Genomic DNA, 19,043 nt, shown 5'->3' on the forward strand with positions numbered 1-19,043 from the left:
TCAGCCTCCGATCGTCTCGGTCTCGGTGCCGCCGGCCCACTGGCTCAGCTTGAACACCACGAATTCGGCGGGCTTGACGACCGCGATGCCGATGTGGGCGATCACCATGCCCGCGTCGCGGACGTCGGGCGGGTTGGTCTCCTCGTCGCACTTGACGAAGAACGCCTCCTCGGGGCTGCGCCCCAGCAGCGCGCCGTCGCGCCACACCCGGGTGAGGAACGCCCCGATGTCGCGCCGGATCGAACGCCAGAGGGTGAAGTCGTTGGGCTCGAACACCATCCACCGGGTGCCGTTGGCGATGGCCTGCTCGATGGCGATGCTGAGGCGTCGGACGTTGAGGTAGCGCCACTCGCTGGCCTCGGCGGCGAGCGTACGGGCGCCCCAGACGCGGATGCCCTCGCCAGCGAAGTAGCGGATCACGTTGACGCCCTTGGGGTTGAGCACGTCGTGTTCCGGCCGGGTGACCAGGTAGCCCAGGTCGACGGCGCCGCGCACCGGCTCGTTCGCCGGGGCCTTGTGCACCCCGCGCAGTGCGTCGGTGCGGGCCCAGATGCCGGCCAGGTGCCCGCTCGGCGGGGTGAGTTCCAACTCGCCGCTGATCGGGTCGCGGACCCGCAGCCAGGGGTAGTAGAAGGCGCCGAACTCGGACTGTCGCGGCCGGTAGGCGGCCCCCTCGTGGCCGCCGGAGCCGCCCGGTTGGGCCGGACCGCCGCCGGGACCGCCGCCCGTACCCTCGGCGGGCTTGGGGGGTTTGCCGGAGGACGGCGTGGCGACCCGGGTCAACGCGGCGATGTCGTCGATGTCCGGTGCCGGGTCGCAGATCGCGACCATGGTGCGGGTGCGCTCGGCCATGCTGAGCAGCGCCTCGTGGGACACCACGTCGTGGAAGCCGGGCGCGGCGATGATGGAGATCTCGTCGACGGCCTCCAGCAGTTGCAGACCGCCGCGCCGCTGTCCGGAGCCGGTGATCGCGCCGCCCTCACCGACGTTGACCACCCAACAGCGGGCGCCCCCGTTGTCCAGGAAGCCGAAGACCGCGCGGGCCAGCGGGGTGCTCTCCACCCGCTCCCCACCGGCGAAGAGCCGCAGGAACTCCGTCCAGTTGTTGACCGGCACCGCCTTGCCCAGGTGGGCGGAGCGGTCCGGGGCGACGCCGACGAAGGCGGCGATGCTGGTGCTCGCCGGCCCGATCGGTCGGGCGCCGCTGGGGACCTCCTCGACATAGATGCCGGGGGAGAAGTAACTGGGCATCGGTCCTCCTGTGCCTGTGGGTGTCAGTGGGTCGGTGGCGCGCAGACGATGACGATGTCGTCCCCGGCCGGGTCGACGTCGGCGGTGAGGACGAGCCCGCGTCCGGTCAGCCGCAGCCGGACCGGGCTCGGGTGCTCGGGGTCGTGCGGGACGCCGACGATCAGGAACCGGCCCTCGGTGTCGGTGCGGGTGGCGGACCCGGTGCCGGGCAGCTCGACCCGCATCGCGGCCAGTGGCTGCTCCTGGGGGCCGACCACCCGCCCACTGAGACTGCGCACGTCGAGTTGCCGCAACCGCAGCGGTTGCAGCACCGGCGGCGCGGCCGGAGTCGGGTGGTCCACCTGCGCCGCCACGTCGATCAGCAGCGCCGGCCGGGGTGCCGTACCGAATGCCGTCCACAGAGGTGGGTCGCCGGCCTCCAGCACGACGGGGTAGGTGCCGTCGCTGGTCGCGGCGGTGAGCACCCGGTCCAGCCGGGACAACCCGGCCGGTCCGGTGACGCAGAGCAGGTGGCGGACCGTGAACCGGTACGGTTCGCGGACCGCGCCGCTGGAGCGGGTCTGCCGGGCCGGGCGCAGCTCCATCGGCCAGAGGGTGAGCCCGTCGGCGTCGTCGCAGACGCGGGGCGGGCCGACCGGGACGGGTTCCCCCGCCGCGCTGGTCACCCAGGCGACCAGCTCGGCGGTGGCGGTCTCGATCGGTCCGCGCCCGTGGGTGGTCATCGCGGCGGCGTCCCCTGGATCCGGTACGCGATGGCCTCGTTCCACACGTGCGGGTAGACGCCGATCTCGAAGTACCGGGTGAAGCGGTTGATCGGCGCGTTGGTGTGGTCGTGGTAGAGCAGCCACACCGGCGCGATGGTGAACAGGACGTAGTTGGCCAGGACGAGGGGGATGTAGAGCGGCCCGAGCAGGCGACCCTGGAAGATGTGCACGTCCTCGTGCCGCTGGATGCCCGAGTTGGAGCCGGCGCAGACGGTGCCGATGGTGGTGGCGTAGCGGGGTGAGACCCCCTCCACCACGCTGACCCGACCGCTGTTCAGCGACGTGGGCCGGTCCAGCGAGTGCCCGAAGATCAGGTGCACGGTCAGGTAGATGGCGCCGACGACAGTGTTGAGCAGACTCCAGGTGTGGTCGACGACGAAGAGGAAGATGCCGCGGGCGTCCGAGGCGTACACCCCGGCGGAGGCCACCGACCAGCCGAAGACCGCGCCGATCACCAGGCCCACGACGGCGCCGATCAGCAGCCCGATCGGGCCACCGGCGAGGAAGCCGAGCAGGGCGCCGAAGCCGACCTGAACGGCTGCGCTGAGAATTCCGAAGACCATGACGGCACCCCTCAGACCCAGGAACGGAAGACTCGGGGCTCACGACCGCTCGCGACCTGGGTCGGCGTCGCCTGTCGGTTGCCGGGCGGGAACTGGTTGACGCCGAGCGCGGCGGAGAAGATGACCAGCGCGTTGAAGAACGCGATGACCCACTTCTCGCCGCCGGCTTCGTCGGCGAACGCCGCTGTCACGTAGGACAGCAGCAGCGCGATGGCGATGGCGATCCACTTGCGGAGCTTGTCGCCGCTCGGGCCGATCAGCCCGCCGATGACGTTGGTGGCCAGCAGGGTGGCGGCGCTCGCGCCGGCGATGCTCCCCAGGGCTGCCCAGGTGAAGAGATCGTTCATGACGATCCCCCTTCTGCGATGGTGCGACCGGGATGTGGTGGTGGTGAGGTCCGGCGCCCCCGCGGGGGACACCGGGGCCGGTCGCCGTCGTTTCGGGGGCGGCCGGGGCCGGGCGTGGCCGGCTGAGCCGGCCACCAGATGAATCAGCCGGGCCCCGGGGCGCCGGCGGGCGGGCCCGGCGGCGGGGTCGGACCGGGCGCAGCCGGCGCCGCGGGGTGACGGCGGCGAACCAGGAGTACGCCCACCGCGGCGAGCAGCAGCAGGAGGAGGACACCGCCGACGACCAGCAGCCAGGGGAACCCGCCGTCGTCCTCCTCGCCGGCGGCAACCGGCGAGGTGGACGGTCGAGGTGGCGCCTCGGCCACGGCCCGCAACTCGGCCGGCTTCTCCTGGTTGGGATCGACCTTCCAACTGACCGAGCGGCCATTGACGGTGCCATTGCTGTCGATCACCCGGCCGGGAAATGTCACCGAGATCTCGAACGACATGAGCTTGAGGAACGCCTGTTGGTTTTGCGGATTCTGCTCCGCAACCTTTCCGCCATATTTCTTGGGATCGAGCGGCAGCGTGAAGCGGTAGAGATCGCCGTCCCGAACCAGTTTCACGCTCTCGGTGTCGAAACCGGCCAGCGGCGCCTTGCGGTAACTGATCTGGGAGCCGTAGAAAGTGTCGTCCTGGTAAAGGGTTTCCTCGCCCGCCGGTAGGGCGGGGATGTTCTGCCGCAACTCCGCGAAGGCGACCGGGAGGTTCTTGTTACGGCCGCTCAGCACGGACTTCTGGGCCGTCAGCAGGAGCTGCCCGTCGACCGTGTCGTCGGCGTTGACGGTCAACCCCATGTTGAGTTGCATGCAGCCGCTCAGCGCGGCGAGAAGAAGGAGGCACACCGCGACGCGGAGTGCCCTACCGCGGTTGACTCTCCTGTTCATGGGCTCAGTGTGTGTGATCGATTTCACTATCAGCAGTCAGCGATCGGTCACAACGAAGTCGCCGATTGTACCGGCGAGCTGTCGCCTTTGATTAGCTCCGACGACGACCCGAATGACTATTCTGGAGGTTTGGGGCCACGACGGTTTCCCCGTCGGCCGTAGTCTGGTCCGATGAGAATTGTCGCGTGCGTCCTGCTGGTAGATCCCGACGGGCAGCTGCTGTTGCAACTGCGCGACGGCGACGCGCCGCACCATCCGAACGTGTGGGGGCTGCCCGGCGGCCACGGCGAGCCGGGGGAGACGCCGGAGCAGAGCGCCGAGCGGGAGCTGTTGGAGGAGACCGGCCTGCGGCCCGACGGGCCACTGCACCCGGTCGCCGTGCAGTCGCTGCCCGAGCTGGATCTGGTGAAGCACTACTTCCTCGGCAGCACCAGGGCCCAGCAGGAGGACGTGGTGCTCGGCGAGGGCGCGGCGATGCTCTTCGTTCCCGGCGCCGAGGTGCTCGACGGTCGTCCGTGGACGCCGGGCACCGTGGAGGTGTTGACCGAGTTCCTCGCCTCGGCGGAGTACGCCGCCCTGGCCACCGGCCGGATCGCCGGGCCGGCTCAGGCCGCCGGCGGTCGCCAGTCCGCGTAGCGGGCCATGCTGCGCAGGGCGACCCGGCCCGGGGTGACCCGCAACGCGACGGTCCGCATCGCGAAGGCAATCGGGTTGTGCAGCTGCTGTCCGAACCGCCCAGCGACGTAGGAGGCACGGGCAACGGACTGACTGCGTGGTCGACGCTGCTCGTCGTACGCGGCCAGGGCGGCCGGGACTCCCTCGGCGCCGCCGGCGCAGACCGCGCCGAGCACCACCGCGTCCTCGATCGCCTGCCCGGCGCCCTGCCCGAGGTTGGGTGTCATCGGATGGGCGGCGTCGCCGAGCAGCGCCACCCGCCCCCGCACGTACGAGGGCAGCGGCTCGGCCAGGTAGTGGATGTCGTTGCGCAGCACGACATCGGGTGGGGTTGCCGCGAGAAGCGCCGGGATGGGGTCGTGCCAGTCGCCGAAGCGCTCCCGCACGGCCGCCAGCTCGTCCGGGGCGTGGCCGCCGGGCGGGGCGTTCAGCGCGCCGTACCAGTAGAGCTGGCCGTCGCCGATCGGCACCATGCCGAACTCGGCTCCCGGCCCCCACGTGATGGCGGCCGGGATCGGATCGGGAAACGCGATGGCCGCCCGCCACGTCGTCGATCCGGCGTACACCGGGCCGGGGTGGTGCGGCCAGAGCTGGGCGCGGACCCGGCTGCGCAGGCCGTCGGCGCCGACCACCAGATCGGCGCTGAGGGTGTGCGCGCCGTCCGGCCCCTGATAGCGCACCTCGGCACGGTCCGGGCCCGACTCGACGTGCTGGACTGTGGCGTTTGTGTGCAGGGACGAGGCCGGCAGGGCCTCGCGCAGGGTGCGGTGCAGCGTGGCCCGGTGCACGCCGAGCGCAGTGGTGCCCAGCTGCCTGATCATCTCCGAGGCGTCCACCCGGGACAGCCACCGCCCGTGCCGGTTGCGGATCCCGCCGGGCGCCTCACCGTGTCCACCCCGGCGCAGGGCCGGGCCGAGGCCGAGAGCATCCACAGCACGCACGGCGTTGGCCATCAGGCTCAGGCCGGCGCCGACCTCGCGCATCTCGGGGGCGCGCTCCAGCACGGTGACCCGCCAGCCGTGCCGGTGCAGGGCGAGCGCCGCGCTCAACCCGCCGATGCCGGCGCCCACCACCACCGCGTGTGAGTCGTCCATGTCGATCCTCCTTCTACAGCTGTAGAAGAGCGATACTACCTCCGGACCCCGGAAAGGAGGAGTGCCATGACGGCGCGGGCGAACCGGATCGCGTCGCTGACCGACGCGGCCATCGAACTGATCGCCGACGGCGGCATGCGAGCCCTGACCCACCGGGCGGTCGACGGCCGCGCCGGAATGCCGCCGGGCACCACCTCCGCGTACCTGCGGACCCGACAGGCGCTGATCGAGGCGGTCGTCGGACGGCTCGCCGAACGGGACCGGGTCGACCTGGCCGCGTACGACCTGCCGACCGGCCCGCCACCCCCGACCCCTGCGCCCCGGCTCGACAGCGGCGACCTCGACGCGCTCGCCGCCGGCGTCGCCGAGGTGCTCGACCGCTGGTTGAGCACCGGGCGCAGCCGGAGCCTCGCCCGCTACGCCTGCCTGCTGGAGGCGGTGCACCGGCCCGAGCTGCGCGGCATCCTGCAACACGGCACCGGCCTGCGGGTGCAGGCCCGGGACCTGCTGACCCGGGCCGGAGCCACCGACCCCGACCGGCAGGGCGACCAGTTCGTCGCGTACGTGGACGGGCTGCTCTTCGACCGACTGGCCGGCGCGGGCGCGCTCAGCGCCCCACCGCCCGGCACCGCGGCCAGCCGCGACGACCTGAGCGCCGCCGTCCGTACGCTGCTGCGCGCCCTCACCGGAAGCTGACCCGACCGACGCCGTTCGACGAGCGCGCCGCAAGGGCCTGGTCGGGTGCGGGCCCGGCAGCGTGCGGGCCTGGTGGTGTGCGGGCACCCGGGCCGGGGGCGCAAAGCAGCCCGGTGATCAGGTCCGACGGGTGATGGGAGACGATCGCCTCGGGGATGCCGTGGCCCGCCGGCCTGGTGCCGTGGGCCGGTCCTTTGGAGCTGAATCGTTTACGACATCGAGCCTGATTCGTTTGGGGCATCAGCTCCAGAGGGGGAGCGGACAGCATGCTGCGGTGAGCCGGCGGCATGGTGTCGCGCTTTGGCGGTGCGCTGCCGTGAGCTGATGGAGGGTGTCGTGTAGTGCCTCGGTGCGGCGTGGCGCCGGTAGCTGGAGCGGGGCTGGCGGGCCGGCTCGCGTGGGTGGGAGAGGTTGGGTGATGGTGCGGTTCAGCGGTCTGCGGACGGCCGGCGGGCGGTTGCGGCACGGCTGGCGGCCGGTGCTGGAGGCGACAGTCGCGGCGACCGTGGCCTGGCTGCTGGCCACCCGGTTGCTCGGGCACCCGCAGCCCTTCTTCGCGCCGGCCGCCGCGCTGATCGTCCTCGGGCAGGCCCGGGGGCAGCGCATCCGCCGGGCCGTCGAGGTCATCCTCGGGGTCGCCGCCGGGGTGCTCGTCGCGGACCTGGTGGTGCAGGCGCTCGGCTCGGGCAGCACCTGGACGGTGTTCACCGTCATCCTGCTCACCGTCCTCCTCGCGGTGGCCTTCGGCGCCACCGGCGTGACGCTGGTGCAGGCGGCGGTCTCCGCGCTCTACCTGGTGGTGGTCGCACCGCCGGACGGCTCGTTGGTGCCGTTCCGCTTCGTCGACGCGCTGGTCGGCGGCGCGGTCGCCCTCGCGGCCAGCCTGCTGGTCGACGCCCGGCATCCCCTCGCGCCGCTGGTCGCCGAGGTGCGGCGGACCTTCGACGAGTTGGCCGGGCTGCTGGGCGGGATCGCCGACGCGCTGGACGACCGCGACGAGCCGGCGGCGGTCGCCGCGCTGAGGCAGGCGCGGGGGATGGACGCCCGGGTGGACGGGCTGCGCGACGGAGTGCTGGCCGCCGGTGAGGCGCTGCGGCTCAACGTCCGTCGACGCCGGCACATCGGTCGGCTGCGTTCGGTGGACGAGTCGATCCGGCAGATCGACTACGCGGTTCGTAACGTCCGGGTGCTGGCCCGTGCGGGCGTGACCCTCAGCCGGCTGCACACTCCGGCCCCGCCCGAGCTGGGCGCGGCCCTGCGGTCACTGGCCGAGGCGGTCCGTCAGGCCGGTGCCGCCCTCGCCGCCGACCTGAACGGGCAGGAGGAGGCCGCCGACCAGCACGCCACACTTGCCGACGAGTCGGCATTGGCCGCGGTGCACGCCGCCGGGCAGCTCTTCGGCCCCACGCAGACCCTCCCCCTAGCGATGATCATCGGTCAGGTCCGGGCCACCGCCATCGACCTGCTGCGCGGCGTCAACCCGGAGGACGACGCCGCCGTCCTCGCCCGCGTCGACGACGCCCTCGGCCTCCCGCCGGTCTGACCTGCGCACTGCTCAACTGTGGTTTGCTGCCCCTGAAGGGTGGGCCGTGAGCCAGTCGATGGCGGAATCTCGGATCGGGGCGGGGAGGTCGTGGCCGCCGGGGAACTCCTGGTAGGTCACGTCGTAGCCGAGGTCGTGCAGGTGGGGGACGAGGCGGCGGCTGCACACGTCGATGGGCAGCACCCGGTCGTCGACGCCGTGCGAGATGAAGATCCGTGGTCGGCCGTGGGTGACCGGTGGCGCGGCGAAACCGGGGGAGAAGGCCAGCACCGCGTCGACCAGATCGCCGTTCGCCAGGCCCAGCGACAGCGCGTACGAGGCGCCGTCGGAGAACCCACCGACCGTCACGTCGGACACCGGGTAGGTGTCGAAGACCGTCGCCAACAGCCCGTCGATGCGCCCCACGTCCGCCCCGAAGCCGCCGGCGATCAGGTCCCAACTGGCCGCCGACGAGTCCGGGGCGACCAGCAGCAGGTGCTGCGCGTCCGCGACCGGCAACAGCAGGTCCAGCCCTCGTCGCGCCGAACCGCCAGCACCGTGCAGGAGCAGCACCAACCGGTACGCCGAACCGTCGGCCGCCGGCTCCGGGGCGTACCCCAGGGCCAGCCGGTCACCGTCAGGGCCGGTCATCGGCACCAGCCCGGTGCGGCCCGGCCCCACCGGCGGGTGGCGGCGGGCGCTCAACCTGCCGTCCCGGGGGCTCGGCGCCGGGTCCCAGTGCGACGGCGCGGAGTCGGACACGGGTCGGCGCTCCTCGCGGTGGACGAAAGGTGCGACGCGGTTACCCGGCCCGTACGGGGTTAACCGTCAGCGTTCTCGACCGGGCGCCGACTCAGGCGCTGGCCCGCGCCACCAGGGCGGACGGGAAGAGGGTCACCGGAGCCGCCGGGCGCCCGTCCAGCAGGGCGGTGGCCGCGGCGACGGCGATCCGCCCCACCGGATGACTCGCCGTGGTCAAGGCCGGGGCGGTCATCCCGGCCAACGGAATGTCGTCGAAGCCGGCCACCGCGACGTCACCGGGCACCCGCGCGCCGGCGTCCCGCAGGCCCGCGATCACCCCGAGCGCGGTGTCGTCGCTGATCGCGTAGATCGCGTCGATGTCTGGCCAGCGGCGCAGCGCCTCGCCGGCCGCCGTCCGGCCGCGCGCCGCCCTGAAGTCCCCGGGGAGTATCCGCTCCGGTAGGCCGGCCTCGGCCATGAGTCGGCGGTACGTCTGCACCGGGCGTTGCGCGCAGGGCAGCCACCGGGGGCCGGTCACCATGGCGATCCGGCGGCGACCCGACGCGTACAGATGGCGCAGCACCTCCTCGGAGCCGGCGGCGTTGTCGACGTCGAACGACGGCACGGTCGCCGAGCCGACGCCGATCGAGACCACCCGACCGCGTAGCGACCGGGGCACCGCCGCCAGCAGCTCCTCGGTGGTGTTGACCAGGATCACCCCGCACACGCTGCGATCCCCGTCGAGTTGGTCGAGGCTGCGGGGGTCGCCGAACGGCAGCCAGTACAGCGCCACCCCGACACCGGCGGGCGTGCACACTCGGGCGGCAGCGCCGACCACCTGGTGCACGTACGGGTCGTCCAGCACCGCGGCGCTGGTGCCCAGAACGGCCACGACCAGGCGTACGCCGCCGCCCCGCACCAGCGCTCGGGCGGCCGGGTTGGGCACGTAGCCGAGCTGATCGACGGCTGCCGTGACCTGTTTCCGGGCGGCCGGTGAGGCGAACCCGGTGCCGGCGATCACCCGCGACGCAGTGGACCGGGACACCCCGGCGACCCGGGCCACGTCCTCGAGAGTGGCCGGTCGGTGTGCCGCTGTCGTCATCGTCGCCTCCTGCGGCGGCCCGTCCGGTCGGACCAACGCCTGCTCACATCATGCCCCGGCCGGACCAGCAGCGGTAAGGGGCGGTTGCCGGTTGTGGTGGTAGCGCTCTCAGGTGTGCGATCGTGCCAGGAGATCACCCCGAGAAAGAGGACCCACCCTCGTGAGCGCCCCCACCAGTCGACCGGTAGCCCCGGACATCGCATCGCCGACCCTGCGGACGGTGCGGCTCGCCCGCAACGGTGTCGCTGTCACCTTCACCCTCAACGGGCTGGCCGTCGGCAGCTGGTTCTCCCGCGTCCCGGCGGTCCGGGAGGCGTTGGACCTCTCCGCCGGCCGACTCGGGTTGCTGCTGCTGGCGATGAGCGTCGGCGCGTTGCTGGCCATGCCCACCTCCGGCCTGCTCGCCCAGCGATTCGGCGCGGCCCGCACCGTCACGATGGCCACCGTGCTGGTCGCTGTCGGCCTGACCGTGGCGGGGCTGGGTGCCACGATGACCGGTTCGTTCGCCATCGTCGCCCTGGGACTGGTCGCCCTCGGCTACGGCTCAGGCGCCTGCGACGTGGCGATGAACGTCGAGGGCGCGGCGGTCGAACGGCGGCTGGGCCGTACGATCATGCCCCGTTTCCACGCCGGGTGGAGCCTCGGTTCGGTGGCCGGAGCGGCGCTCGGCGCCGGGGCCGCCCGGTTCGACGTGTCGGTCGGCGCGCATCTCGTCGCGGTGGCGGTGGTCGTGTTGACCGGCACCGCGCTCGCTGCCCGGACGTTCCTGCCCGTGGGCAGCGATCACACCGGCGACCCGGCGGACGCCACCCCGGCCGCCCGTCGCCGGGCGCAACTTGCCGCCTGGCGGGAGCCGCGCACCCTGCTGATCGGGCTGTTCGTGCTGGTGGCGGCGTTCACCGAGGGCGCCGCCAACGACTGGTTGGCCGTGGCGTTCATCGATGGGCGGGATTTGAGCGAGGCCGCCGGCGCGGCGGTCTTCGCGGTCTTCGTGGTGGGCATGACCGTCGGCCGCACCGTCGGCACCATCGCACTGGACCGGTGGGGTCGGGTGCCGGTGCTCAGCGGCACCATCGGCCTCGCCGTGGTCGGCGCCGGCCTGGCCGTGCTGGCGGGCTCCGGGCCGGTGGCCGTCGTCGGCGTCGCGCTGTGGGGCCTGGGCGCGTCACTGGGTTTCCCGGTCGGGATGAGCGCGGCGGCCGACGACGAGGCACACGCGGCGGTGCGGGTGAGCGTGGTCGCGGTGATCGGCTACACCGCGTTCCTCGGTGGCCCGCCGTTGCTGGGGCTGGTCGGCGACGAGGTCGGCACCCTCCGCGCGCTGCTGGCGGTGCCGCTGCTGCTGCTGCCGACCCTGCTGCTGGTGCCGGTGCTGCGCCCGCCGCACTCCGCTGAGACTGCTCCGTCGGTAGGTAAAAACTAACCCACCTGGCCGTCGGGCGGCGGGCGCGGGCGCCGCGCAGGGCGAGGCCGTGGAAGCGGTCGCCCGCGCCCACGGACCACCTGGCGCAGAACATCGCCGCCGGAGCCCTACGTCTGACCCCGGAAGACCTGACCCGTCTCCATTGATCGCCACGCCGTCGCCGCTCAGGCCCGTACGACGTGCACGACGATCTCCTGACCGTCGCCCACGGTGCCGGAGAACCCCTCCGACAACGCGTCCACGACCGTCAGCTGGAGCGCGAGGGTCTCGTGCGCGATGAGCTTCTGATGCGCGGAGATCGCCGCCGCGACATCAGCGGGCGCGGCGATCGACACCGTGATCCGGTCGGCGACCTCGAAGTCAGCGTCGCGGCGGGCCTGTTGGATGATGCGGACGACGTCGCGTGCGACGCCCTCGGCTGCCAGTTCGGGGGTGATCTCGGTGTCCAACGCGATCGTCGCGCCGCGTTGGGACTCCACTACCCAACCGGTGCGCGGCACCTCCGTGATCAGAATGTCGTCCAGGCCCACCTCGACCTGCGCACCGTCGACCGACAGCGGGTACGTCCCGTTCGCCCGGACGCCGTCGACCAACTCCCGAGGGGCGACACCGGCGATGGCCTTCGCGACGTGCTGGGTGCGGTTGCCGAACCGGCGGCCCAGGGCCCGGAAGTTCGCTTTGACCTGGACGTCGATCACCCCGCTCTGCGGATCGAGCGGCTGGAGGACCTTGACGTTCAACTCGTCGCCGATGTCGTCCAGCAACGCCTGCGGGAGGACGGTCCCGGCCGGCAGCCCCACGAGCGCGCGGCTCAACGGCTGACGGATCCGCAGACTGCTCGCCTTCCGCGCGGACCGCCCCGCCTCGGCGAGCGCCCGCGCCGTGGCCACGTGGGCCGACAACGCGGTGCTGATCACTGTGGTGTCGGGTGTGGGCCAGGTCGCCAGGTGCACCGACTCCGGGGCCGACGCGGCACCCCGCCGGACGACCTGCTGCCACACCTCCTCCGTGACGAAGGGGACGAACGGCGCGAGCAGCCGCGTGAGGATGTCGAGGCATTCGTACAGGGTGGTGAGCGCGTCGGAGTCTCCCTCCCAGAAACGCTGCCGCGACCGCCGTACGTACCAGTTCGACAGGTCGTCGATGAAGTCGGCGAGCAGTCGACCGGCGCGCGCCGTGTCGTAGTTCTGGAGTCGCTCGTCGACGGCGGCGGCGAGGGCGTGGACCTCGCCGACGATCCACCGGTCCAGCACCGGTCGCTGGGCGACCGGCTGGGCCAGGTGCGGGGCCCACGTCGAGTTCGCCGCGTAGAGGGAGAAGAACGCCGCGGTGTTCCAGTAGGTCATCAACACCTTGCGGACGATCTCGTCGAGTGGGCCCGGCCCGATCCGGCGCGGCGACCACGGTGAGCCGGAGCAGGCCATGAACCAGCGCACCGCGTCGGCGCCGTGCGTGTCCATCAACGGGATCGGCAGCAGGATGTTGCCCAGGTGTTTGCTCATCTTGCGGCCGTCCTCGGCCAGGATGTGCCCGAGGCAGACGACGTTCGCGTACGGGGACCGGTCGAAGACCAGCGTGCCCACCGCCATCAGCGTGTAGAACCACCCCCGCGTCTGATCGATCGCCTCGCAGATGTACTGGGCCGGGTAGGTGCGCTCGAAGATCTCCCTGCTACCCGGCACGTGGGGGTAGCCCAACGACGCGAACGGCATCGCGCCGGAGTCGTACCAGGCGTCGATCACCTCGGGGACCCGGGTGGCGATCCGGCCGCAGTCCGGGCAGGCGAAGGTGATCTCGTCGACGTACGGGCGGTGCGGATCCAGCTCGGTCAGGTCGGCGCCGGCCAGCTCTCCCAACTCCGTACGGGAACCGACAGCTGTCACGTGGTTGTCCGGGCATCGCCACAGCGGCAGCGGGGTACCCCAGTACCGGGAGCGGGACACCGCCCAGTCGATGTTGTTCTTCAGCCAGTCGCCGTAGCGGCCGTGTTTGATGTGCTCCGGGAACCAGTTGGTGTTCTCGTTCTCCCGCGTCAGTTCGTCGCGGACCTCGGTCGTCCGGATGTACCAGGATGGCTGCGCGTAGTACATCAGCGGGGTGTGGCACCGCCAACAGTGCGGGTAGGGGTGCTCGAACGGTTCGTGCCGGAACAACCGGCCGGACGTCCTGAGACGGTCGATGAGCAACGCGTCCGCGTCCTTGAAGAACACCCCACCGACCAGGTCGATGCCGTCGTTGAACCGCCCGTTCGGGGCGACCGGGTTGACCAGCGGCAACCCGTAGGCGCGGCAGACGGCGAGGTCGTCCGCGCCGAAGGCCGGCGCCTGGTGCACCAGGCCGGTGCCGTCCTCGGTCGTGACGTACTCGGCGAGGACCACCCGGTGCGCGTCCGGGATGTCCACCAGGTCGAACGGCCGCTCGTACCGCAAACCCTCCAGGGCCGACCCCGGTACGGTCGCCAGGACTTCCGCGTCGTCGCCGAGGACCCGCCGGGTCAGCGGTTCGGCGACGACGAACGTGCCCTGCTCGGTGCGGGCGAGGGCGTACGTCACAGTGGGGTGTACGGCGACTGCGGTGTTGGACACCAGGGTCCACGGGGTGGTGGTCCAGATCAGCAGGTCGACGCCGCTGTGGCCGGCCACCTCCCCGCGCACCGGAAACCGCACGTACACGGAGGGGTCGGTGACGGTCTCGTACCCCTGCGCCACCTCGTGGTCGGAGAGGGTCGTGCCGTCGCGGGTGCAGTACGGCGCGACCCGGAAGTCCTCCACCAGGCGCCCACCGTCGTGGATCTGCTTCAGTGACCACCAGACGCTGTCCACGTACTCCGGGGACATGGTCTGGTACGGATGCTCGAGGTCGATCCAGTAACCCATACGTTCGCTGAGCTGGACGAACTCGTCCACGTGCCGCAGCACCGAGGTGCGGCACAGGGCGTTGAACTCCGCGACGCCCATCTTCTCGATGTCGGGCTTGCCGCTGAGCCCCAGTTCCTTCTCCACCGCGAGCTCGACCGGCAGGCCGTGGCAGTCCCACCCGGCACGGCGTGGCACCGAGAAGCCCCGCATCGTGCGGTATCGGGGAAAGAGGTCCTTGAAGACCCGCGCCTCGATGTGGTGGGTGCCCGGCGTGCCGTTGGCGGTCGGCGGCCCCTCGTAGAACACCCACGGAGGACCGTCGGCCGTCTGCTGCAGACTCCGGTTGAACACGTTGTTGGCCTGCCACCACTCGATGACCGCACGGTCCATCCCACCGAGGTCGATCTTGGTCGGTAGTGGCACGAATGGCGATTTCGTTGGACCGTCCGGCACCGACGTTCTCCCTACACTCCACATCCGCTCGCGCGGGCATCAGCTCACTGCCCACACGGGGACGAAGTGCCGGGCGTATGGCCAGGACTCCGCGGTACCACCCCGCTTGCGCCTCGATGGTGCGGGCGCCGCTCCATTTCACGACGTGACGTGCCGCGACGTCCGGTTCTACTGGGGCGGTCGAGCTGCCCGTTCTTCCGGAGGCTCCCCGGTGATGGCCGGATCGGTGCCGATGCCGCCCAGCATAGCTGTCCTGCGCGGAGCCAGTGGCCGGAGCGCTAGGCGTGCAGCCAGACGCGCAGGGGGCCGGTGGTGGTGAAGCCAGTGGAGAGCGTCGGCGTGAGGTCCGCTGTGGTTTCGTAGCCGACCAGCGGCGCGTCGGGCACGGTGGCGCACACCGCCCGCCAGATGTCCCGGGGGTTGTCGGTGCTGGTGAACAGGTTGGAGACGCCGTACGGGCCGTCGCCGCTGAGCACCGCCCCGCCGATGATCACACCCCGGTCGTCGTGGCGGGCGAGCACGCGTACCCGGGGGTCGGCCAGGAGCGCGGGCCGGAACAACTCCCCACCGCCGTGGGCCGCCGCCCAGGACGCCAGTTCGTCGGGTGTGGTGACCGGGGCCAGCGGTGTACCGACAGGAGGTGCCGACGGTGGCCGATGGATCCACTGCGCGTCGAAGAGCACCCGGAACCCGTACCCGGACAGGTCGAGGTCGGCGAAGCTGTCCTTCACCGACGCGCCGGGCCCCGCGTCGATCCGGGCCAGCAGGGCCTCGGCGTCGACGCCCGGCCGCACTGTGACCGCGTCCGGGTACCACTGTGGCGAACGGTGGGGGACCGACCAGGCGTCGGCGTCGGTACGGCCGGCCAGCCCGTGGCTGCCGCCGACGATGTCGCACCACTCGGCGTTGTTGCGGGCCGCCGCCACCCGCGTGTCCTCCAGCACGTCAGGCAGCCTAGGCGGCCCGAGGGTGCTGTCAGGGGGCGTAGACCAGGTCCATCGTGTCGGTGTGCCCGGACCAGCGCAGGTCGAGTCGCCAGCAACCGGCCTGCGGCAGGTCGATGATCGACGGACCGGGGCCGCCGGCGACCTCCCGGATCACCCGGGTGTCCGTGCCGTCCAGCCGCGCGGTGATCACCAGGGTTGCCGGTGCCGTCGGGTCGGGCGAGGTCGTGGCGGCGCGGGCCACCCAGAGGATCTTGTTGTTCGACCCGTCCGTCCGGACCTGCCGCAGGGGATGAGCGAACAGCACCGCCACGATGTCACCCTTCGCACCGAAGACGTGCGGAACCCGCGCGTCCCCGCTGAAGCCGGCGTCAGCCCAGTCGGGCAGCGGTCCCGTCTCGACCCGCGCCGCGCAGGCGGTCGCGGTGCTCGCCGTGGTGGCCGCACCCGCCGTCGGCGCCGCGCCGCTGGTGGTGGGCGTGCACCCCGCCAGCAGGACCACGGAGGATGCCAGCATCAACCTGCCCCAGGAACCCATCTCGCCCCTTCCGGTAAACGCCGAGGACTCGTCGCACCTTTCCGACACCGCCCAGGCTCCCCGGGTTCCTGGTGCTCTGACCGGGAACCCCTACCGGGTTGGCGGCGGCGAGGCCAGAGGGGAATTACGGGCGCATGTGAGGATGCCTACGTGGAACAGACACTGGGTCGGCGGGCGGCCTCGGACGCGGTCAGCGACCAGGGATGGCGGTATCTGCTGGGCGCGTTGCGCACGTCGGTCCCCGTCGGCTCATTGGTCCAGGCAACCGAGGTGGCGGCGCGTGTGGTGGCGGTGTGCGGTAGCGACGCCGATGGCCACCTGCGTGCTGATATCCGGCCAGACCGGGTCGTCCTAACCCTGCAGTCGGTGGATCAGGCGGCGCTCACCGCTTGCGATATCGACCTTGCGCATCGGCTTTCCGCCGCCATGCGGGACGTCGGGCTACGGACGGAGCCTGAGATTGGTACGGGAGCGCCGCGGTCGGTCCAGCTCGTGGAGATCGCCATCGACGCGCTCGACATCGCGGCGGTCCGGCCGTTCTGGAAGGCAGTGCTGGGCTACACGGACGAGGCGGGAGCCGACGGGCCCAAGGATCCGATCGTCGACCCGGTCGGGCAGGGTCCGGCGATGTGGTTTCAGCAGATGGATCAGCCACGCCCGGACCGGAATCGCATCCACTTCGACATCTGTGTCCCGCACGACGAGGCACCGCGGCGGATCGAAGCCGCGCTGACGGCCGGTGGCCGACTTGTATCGGCGTCCCATGCTCCCGCCTTCTGGGTTCTCGCCGATATCGAGGGCAACGAGGCATGTGTAACGACCTGGCAGGGCCGAGACGACTCGTAGACCGGGCTGACCGGCCAGGAACCACTGCTGCCCCTCGGGCGTACGTCAGAACATGGTCGCCGTTGGCGAAAATTCGCTGTCCGGTGGCCGGAGCGCAGTGATACACAACCGAGGTGCAGAGCATTTTGGAATTCCCCGAGGTCCTACGGCTGATCGACGACCGCTCGGCCGCGTTCCGCGCCGCGATCGCGTCCGCCCCCGACCTTGACGTCCAGGTCCCGACCTGCCCGGGCTGGACGCTGCGCGAACTGGCGCAGCACCTCGGCGACGGCCGCCGCCGCCAGGCCGGCATCATCGCGGCGGGCCCGGACGCTGAGCCCCCGGCGAGGACGGACCCGAAGGGCGCCCCGACCGCGCCCCGCGACCGCGAAGCCCTGGACGCCTGGCTCGCCGAGTCGACCGAGCTCATGCTCGACGCGATGCGCAAGGCCGGCCCGGACCGCGGCTGCTGGACCTGGTGGGGGCGCTCGCAGGCCCCGCAGACCAGCGGAGCCGTGGCCCGACACCAGATCCAGGAGTTGGCCGTCCACACCTACGACGTCCAGCTCACCCAGGGGGCCGCACAGCCGCTGCCGACGGACGTCGCGGTCGAGGGCGTCGACGAGTTCCTGACGACCGTCGCGGCGACGAGCGTCCCCTGGCCGTTCAAGCCGGCGACCATCGACCTGCACACGACCGAGGGCCGCTCCTGGCGCCTGACCCTCAACGCCGACGGCGTCCGCTGCGACGACCTCGCCGCCGACGCGGAGCCAGGCGACATGGCGATGCGAGGCGCAGCGAGCCAAATGGTCCTCTACTTCTACAAGCGAGTCCCGCTCGACGGCCTGGAAACCACCGGCGACGTCCAGCCGATGGAGCAGCTCGCAGATTGGGACCCGAACGCGTACTAGCCCAGTGAGCGCGCGATCTCGATCGCCTCGGTCCTGGTGAGGGTCCCCTCAAGCCGGTAGCTCACGTCGTTGTCCTGCCAGATCAGGGTCGAGCCGGCCAGCCGGGCGGTCTCCCTGCGGATCTCGCCCGCCCGGTCCACGTAGGACAGCGCGTGTGGGCCGTCGACCCAGACGGCGAAGTCGCCGTTGACCTGGACCCAGTTCGCGCCCGGCGGGGTGACCTCCTTGTGGAAGGCCAGGTCGAGGTGACCGTCGAACGCGTCGACGCGCAGCGCGCCCCCGTCGTAGAGCAGCGTCGCCACCCGGTACCGGCCCGTGGCGTCCGGGTCGGCGACCAGTACCTGCTCGGGCGGGCCCAGCATCGCCGGCAGTCGGATCGGAAACCGCACCGCCCGTTGCGCCTCGTCCAGGGCGACGGCCCGCTGCCCGGGCAACGGCGACGTGGTGCCGCCGGGCGGCGTCGGCATCGGGGCGGGTGAGGTGGCGATGCTGACCCCGGCGAAGCGCAGCAGCCCCGTGACGACGTCGGCGATGGCGGTCCGCGTCGGCGGCAACAGCGCCACCAGCAGGGCGACGAGCGCCGCTGCGGCGAGCGACCGCCACCGGCGCCGCCGGGGCGCGGGCGTGCCGAGTCGTACGCGGACGCGGGCGGTCACGTCGGGCGGATCGGGGGTGTCCAGCCAGGCGGACAGGTCGCGCAGTTCCCGTTCGAGGTCATCCATGCCCGACCTCCGCACCGTCGAGCAGGCCGCGAAGCTTCGCCAGAGCCCGGGACGTGCGCGATTTCACAGTGCCCCGGGGCCAGCCCAGAGCCGCGACTGTCTCCTCCTCGGTGAGATCGAGGAAGAACCGGCAGACGATCACCTCGCGGTCCCGTACCGGCAGTTGCCGCAGCGCCTGCACCAGCGACGCCCGGCGCTCCCCGGCGAGGACCGCGCCGACCGCGTCGTCCTCGGCGATCTCGGACGTCGGGTCCGCTGCCGCGGCCCGTAGGACGAGCCCGTCGCGCCGGCCCCGGGAGCGGTGCAGGTTGCGGGTCTCGTTCGCGACGATCGCGAGCAGCCACGACCGGAAGGACGCGTCACCCCGGTAACGGGACAGCTTCCGGTACGCCTTCACAAACGCCTCCTGGATGACGTCCTCGGAGTCCGAGCCGGCGCCGAGCAGCACCGCGGTCCGGTACGCGGACGCGGTGTGCCGGGCGACCAGGAGGTTGTACGCCTCCAGGTCACCTGCCCGAGCACGGGTGACGAGTGCCTCGTCGTCCAGGGGAGCCTCCGTTGGATCACACTCATGACACCGCCCGCCCGCCGCGGGTTCCATCCGGATCCCGACGCGGGTCAGCTCTCTCCCATCCGGCGTGCAGCGTATTGCCAGGAATCGGTGCTGCACTGGAGGGGCGTCGAGGAG

The 19,043-nt window shown here is 72.0% G+C and carries 19 protein-coding genes; 6 read left to right on the forward strand and 13 right to left on the reverse strand.

All coding sequences use genetic code 11. The features are described from left to right. The 5 genes from ACLJOK_RS09570 to ACLJOK_RS09590 all read right to left on the reverse strand — a co-directional run bounded on the left by ACLJOK_RS09570 (position 1) and on the right by ACLJOK_RS09590 (position 3,851). Positions 1-1,251 (reverse strand): phage tail sheath family protein, encoded by a 1,251-nt coding sequence (locus ACLJOK_RS09570; protein WP_410817691.1) that lies wholly within the window; start codon positions 1,249-1,251, stop codon positions 1-3. Positions 1,252-1,274: 23 nt separating this feature from the next. Continuing rightward, complete coding sequence (locus ACLJOK_RS09575; RefSeq protein WP_410817692.1) at positions 1,275-1,973, reverse strand: carboxypeptidase-like regulatory domain-containing protein; 699 nt, start codon at positions 1,971-1,973, stop codon at positions 1,275-1,277. Next, on the reverse strand, positions 1,970-2,578 hold the full coding sequence (locus tag ACLJOK_RS09580; RefSeq protein WP_410817694.1) for a glycine zipper family protein: 609 nt from the start codon (positions 2,576-2,578) through the stop codon (positions 1,970-1,972). The genes ACLJOK_RS09575 and ACLJOK_RS09580 overlap by 4 nt, the downstream gene beginning before the upstream one ends. A gap of 11 nt (positions 2,579-2,589) precedes the next feature. After that, positions 2,590-2,925: a hypothetical protein gene (locus ACLJOK_RS09585; RefSeq protein ID WP_410817696.1), complete on the reverse strand. Its 336-nt coding sequence runs from the start codon at positions 2,923-2,925 to the stop codon at positions 2,590-2,592. A gap of 143 nt (positions 2,926-3,068) precedes the next feature. Then, entirely contained in the window at positions 3,069-3,851 is a 783-nt protein-coding gene (locus tag ACLJOK_RS09590) for an LppM family (lipo)protein (RefSeq protein ID WP_357188164.1), read from the reverse strand. A 171-nt stretch (positions 3,852-4,022) separates the two neighbouring features. On the opposite strand from ACLJOK_RS09590, the gene ACLJOK_RS09595 reads away from it, so the two are divergent. Then, on the forward strand, positions 4,023-4,487 hold the full coding sequence (locus ACLJOK_RS09595) for an NUDIX hydrolase (protein ID WP_410817698.1): 465 nt from the start codon (positions 4,023-4,025) through the stop codon (positions 4,485-4,487). Here ACLJOK_RS09595 and ACLJOK_RS09600 read toward each other — a convergent pair. Continuing rightward, complete coding sequence (locus tag ACLJOK_RS09600) at positions 4,457-5,620, reverse strand: FAD-dependent oxidoreductase (RefSeq protein WP_410817700.1); 1,164 nt, start codon at positions 5,618-5,620, stop codon at positions 4,457-4,459. The genes ACLJOK_RS09595 and ACLJOK_RS09600 overlap by 31 nt on opposite strands. 66 nt (positions 5,621-5,686) lie before the next feature. Here ACLJOK_RS09600 and ACLJOK_RS09605 point away from each other — a divergent pair, with 66 nt between their 5' ends. Both ACLJOK_RS09605 and ACLJOK_RS09610 read left to right on the forward strand, forming a co-directional pair. Next, entirely contained in the window at positions 5,687-6,316 is a 630-nt protein-coding gene (locus tag ACLJOK_RS09605) for a TetR/AcrR family transcriptional regulator (RefSeq protein WP_410817702.1), read from the forward strand. Positions 6,317-6,734: 418 nt separating this feature from the next. Then, positions 6,735-7,859 (forward strand): FUSC family protein, encoded by a 1,125-nt coding sequence (locus ACLJOK_RS09610; RefSeq protein WP_410817703.1) that lies wholly within the window; start codon positions 6,735-6,737, stop codon positions 7,857-7,859. Between the two features lie 12 nt (positions 7,860-7,871). Here the strand turns inward: ACLJOK_RS09610 and ACLJOK_RS09615 are convergent, their stop codons facing one another. Then, on the reverse strand, positions 7,872-8,600 hold the full coding sequence (locus ACLJOK_RS09615; RefSeq protein WP_410817704.1) for an alpha/beta hydrolase: 729 nt from the start codon (positions 8,598-8,600) through the stop codon (positions 7,872-7,874). A gap of 91 nt (positions 8,601-8,691) precedes the next feature. Continuing rightward, positions 8,692-9,681: a LacI family DNA-binding transcriptional regulator gene (locus ACLJOK_RS09620; RefSeq protein ID WP_410817706.1), complete on the reverse strand. Its 990-nt coding sequence runs from the start codon at positions 9,679-9,681 to the stop codon at positions 8,692-8,694. Positions 9,682-9,841: 160 nt separating this feature from the next. On the opposite strand from ACLJOK_RS09620, the gene ACLJOK_RS09625 reads away from it, so the two are divergent. Beyond that, entirely contained in the window at positions 9,842-11,104 is a 1,263-nt protein-coding gene (locus tag ACLJOK_RS09625; protein WP_410817708.1) for an MFS transporter, read from the forward strand. Between the two features lie 164 nt (positions 11,105-11,268). Here ACLJOK_RS09625 and ileS read toward each other — a convergent pair whose 3' ends face one another. The 3 genes from ileS to ACLJOK_RS09640 all read right to left on the reverse strand — a co-directional run bounded on the left by ileS (position 11,269) and on the right by ACLJOK_RS09640 (position 15,876). Beyond that, the gene (ileS, locus tag ACLJOK_RS09630) at positions 11,269-14,439 is read right to left on the reverse strand and encodes an isoleucine--tRNA ligase (RefSeq protein ID WP_410817709.1); all 3,171 of its coding nucleotides are present in this window, start codon (positions 14,437-14,439) and stop codon (positions 11,269-11,271) included. Between the two features lie 254 nt (positions 14,440-14,693). Continuing rightward, the gene (locus ACLJOK_RS09635) at positions 14,694-15,359 is read right to left on the reverse strand and encodes a hypothetical protein (protein WP_410817711.1); all 666 of its coding nucleotides are present in this window, start codon (positions 15,357-15,359) and stop codon (positions 14,694-14,696) included. Between the two features lie 31 nt (positions 15,360-15,390). After that, positions 15,391-15,876 carry a hypothetical protein gene (locus tag ACLJOK_RS09640; protein ID WP_410817713.1) on the reverse strand — a complete coding sequence of 162 codons (486 nt, stop codon included), beginning with the start codon at positions 15,874-15,876 and terminating at the stop codon, positions 15,391-15,393. Positions 15,877-16,047: 171 nt separating this feature from the next. Between ACLJOK_RS09640 and ACLJOK_RS09645 the strand changes: the two genes are divergently transcribed. Together ACLJOK_RS09645 and ACLJOK_RS09650 are read left to right on the forward strand one after the other, a co-directional pair. Further along, the gene (locus tag ACLJOK_RS09645) at positions 16,048-16,743 is read left to right on the forward strand and encodes a VOC family protein (protein WP_410817714.1); all 696 of its coding nucleotides are present in this window, start codon (positions 16,048-16,050) and stop codon (positions 16,741-16,743) included. 113 nt (positions 16,744-16,856) lie between these two features. Then, complete coding sequence (locus tag ACLJOK_RS09650) at positions 16,857-17,633, forward strand: maleylpyruvate isomerase family mycothiol-dependent enzyme (protein WP_410817716.1); 777 nt, start codon at positions 16,857-16,859, stop codon at positions 17,631-17,633. On the opposite strand, the gene ACLJOK_RS09655 is transcribed toward ACLJOK_RS09650, so the two are convergent. Beyond that, positions 17,630-18,355 carry a hypothetical protein gene (locus tag ACLJOK_RS09655; RefSeq protein WP_410817718.1) on the reverse strand — a complete coding sequence of 242 codons (726 nt, stop codon included), beginning with the start codon at positions 18,353-18,355 and terminating at the stop codon, positions 17,630-17,632. The two genes, ACLJOK_RS09650 and ACLJOK_RS09655, sit on opposite strands and share 4 nt — an antisense overlap. After that, the gene (locus ACLJOK_RS09660; protein WP_410817719.1) at positions 18,348-18,956 is read right to left on the reverse strand and encodes an RNA polymerase sigma factor; all 609 of its coding nucleotides are present in this window, start codon (positions 18,954-18,956) and stop codon (positions 18,348-18,350) included. The genes ACLJOK_RS09655 and ACLJOK_RS09660 overlap by 8 nt, the downstream gene beginning before the upstream one ends. Positions 18,957-19,043: the final 87 nt, after the last annotated feature.

The sequence above is a fragment of the Micromonospora sp. 050-3 genome (assembly GCF_046549335.1).
GTDB lineage: Bacteria > Actinomycetota > Actinomycetes > Mycobacteriales > Micromonosporaceae > Micromonospora > Micromonospora trifolii.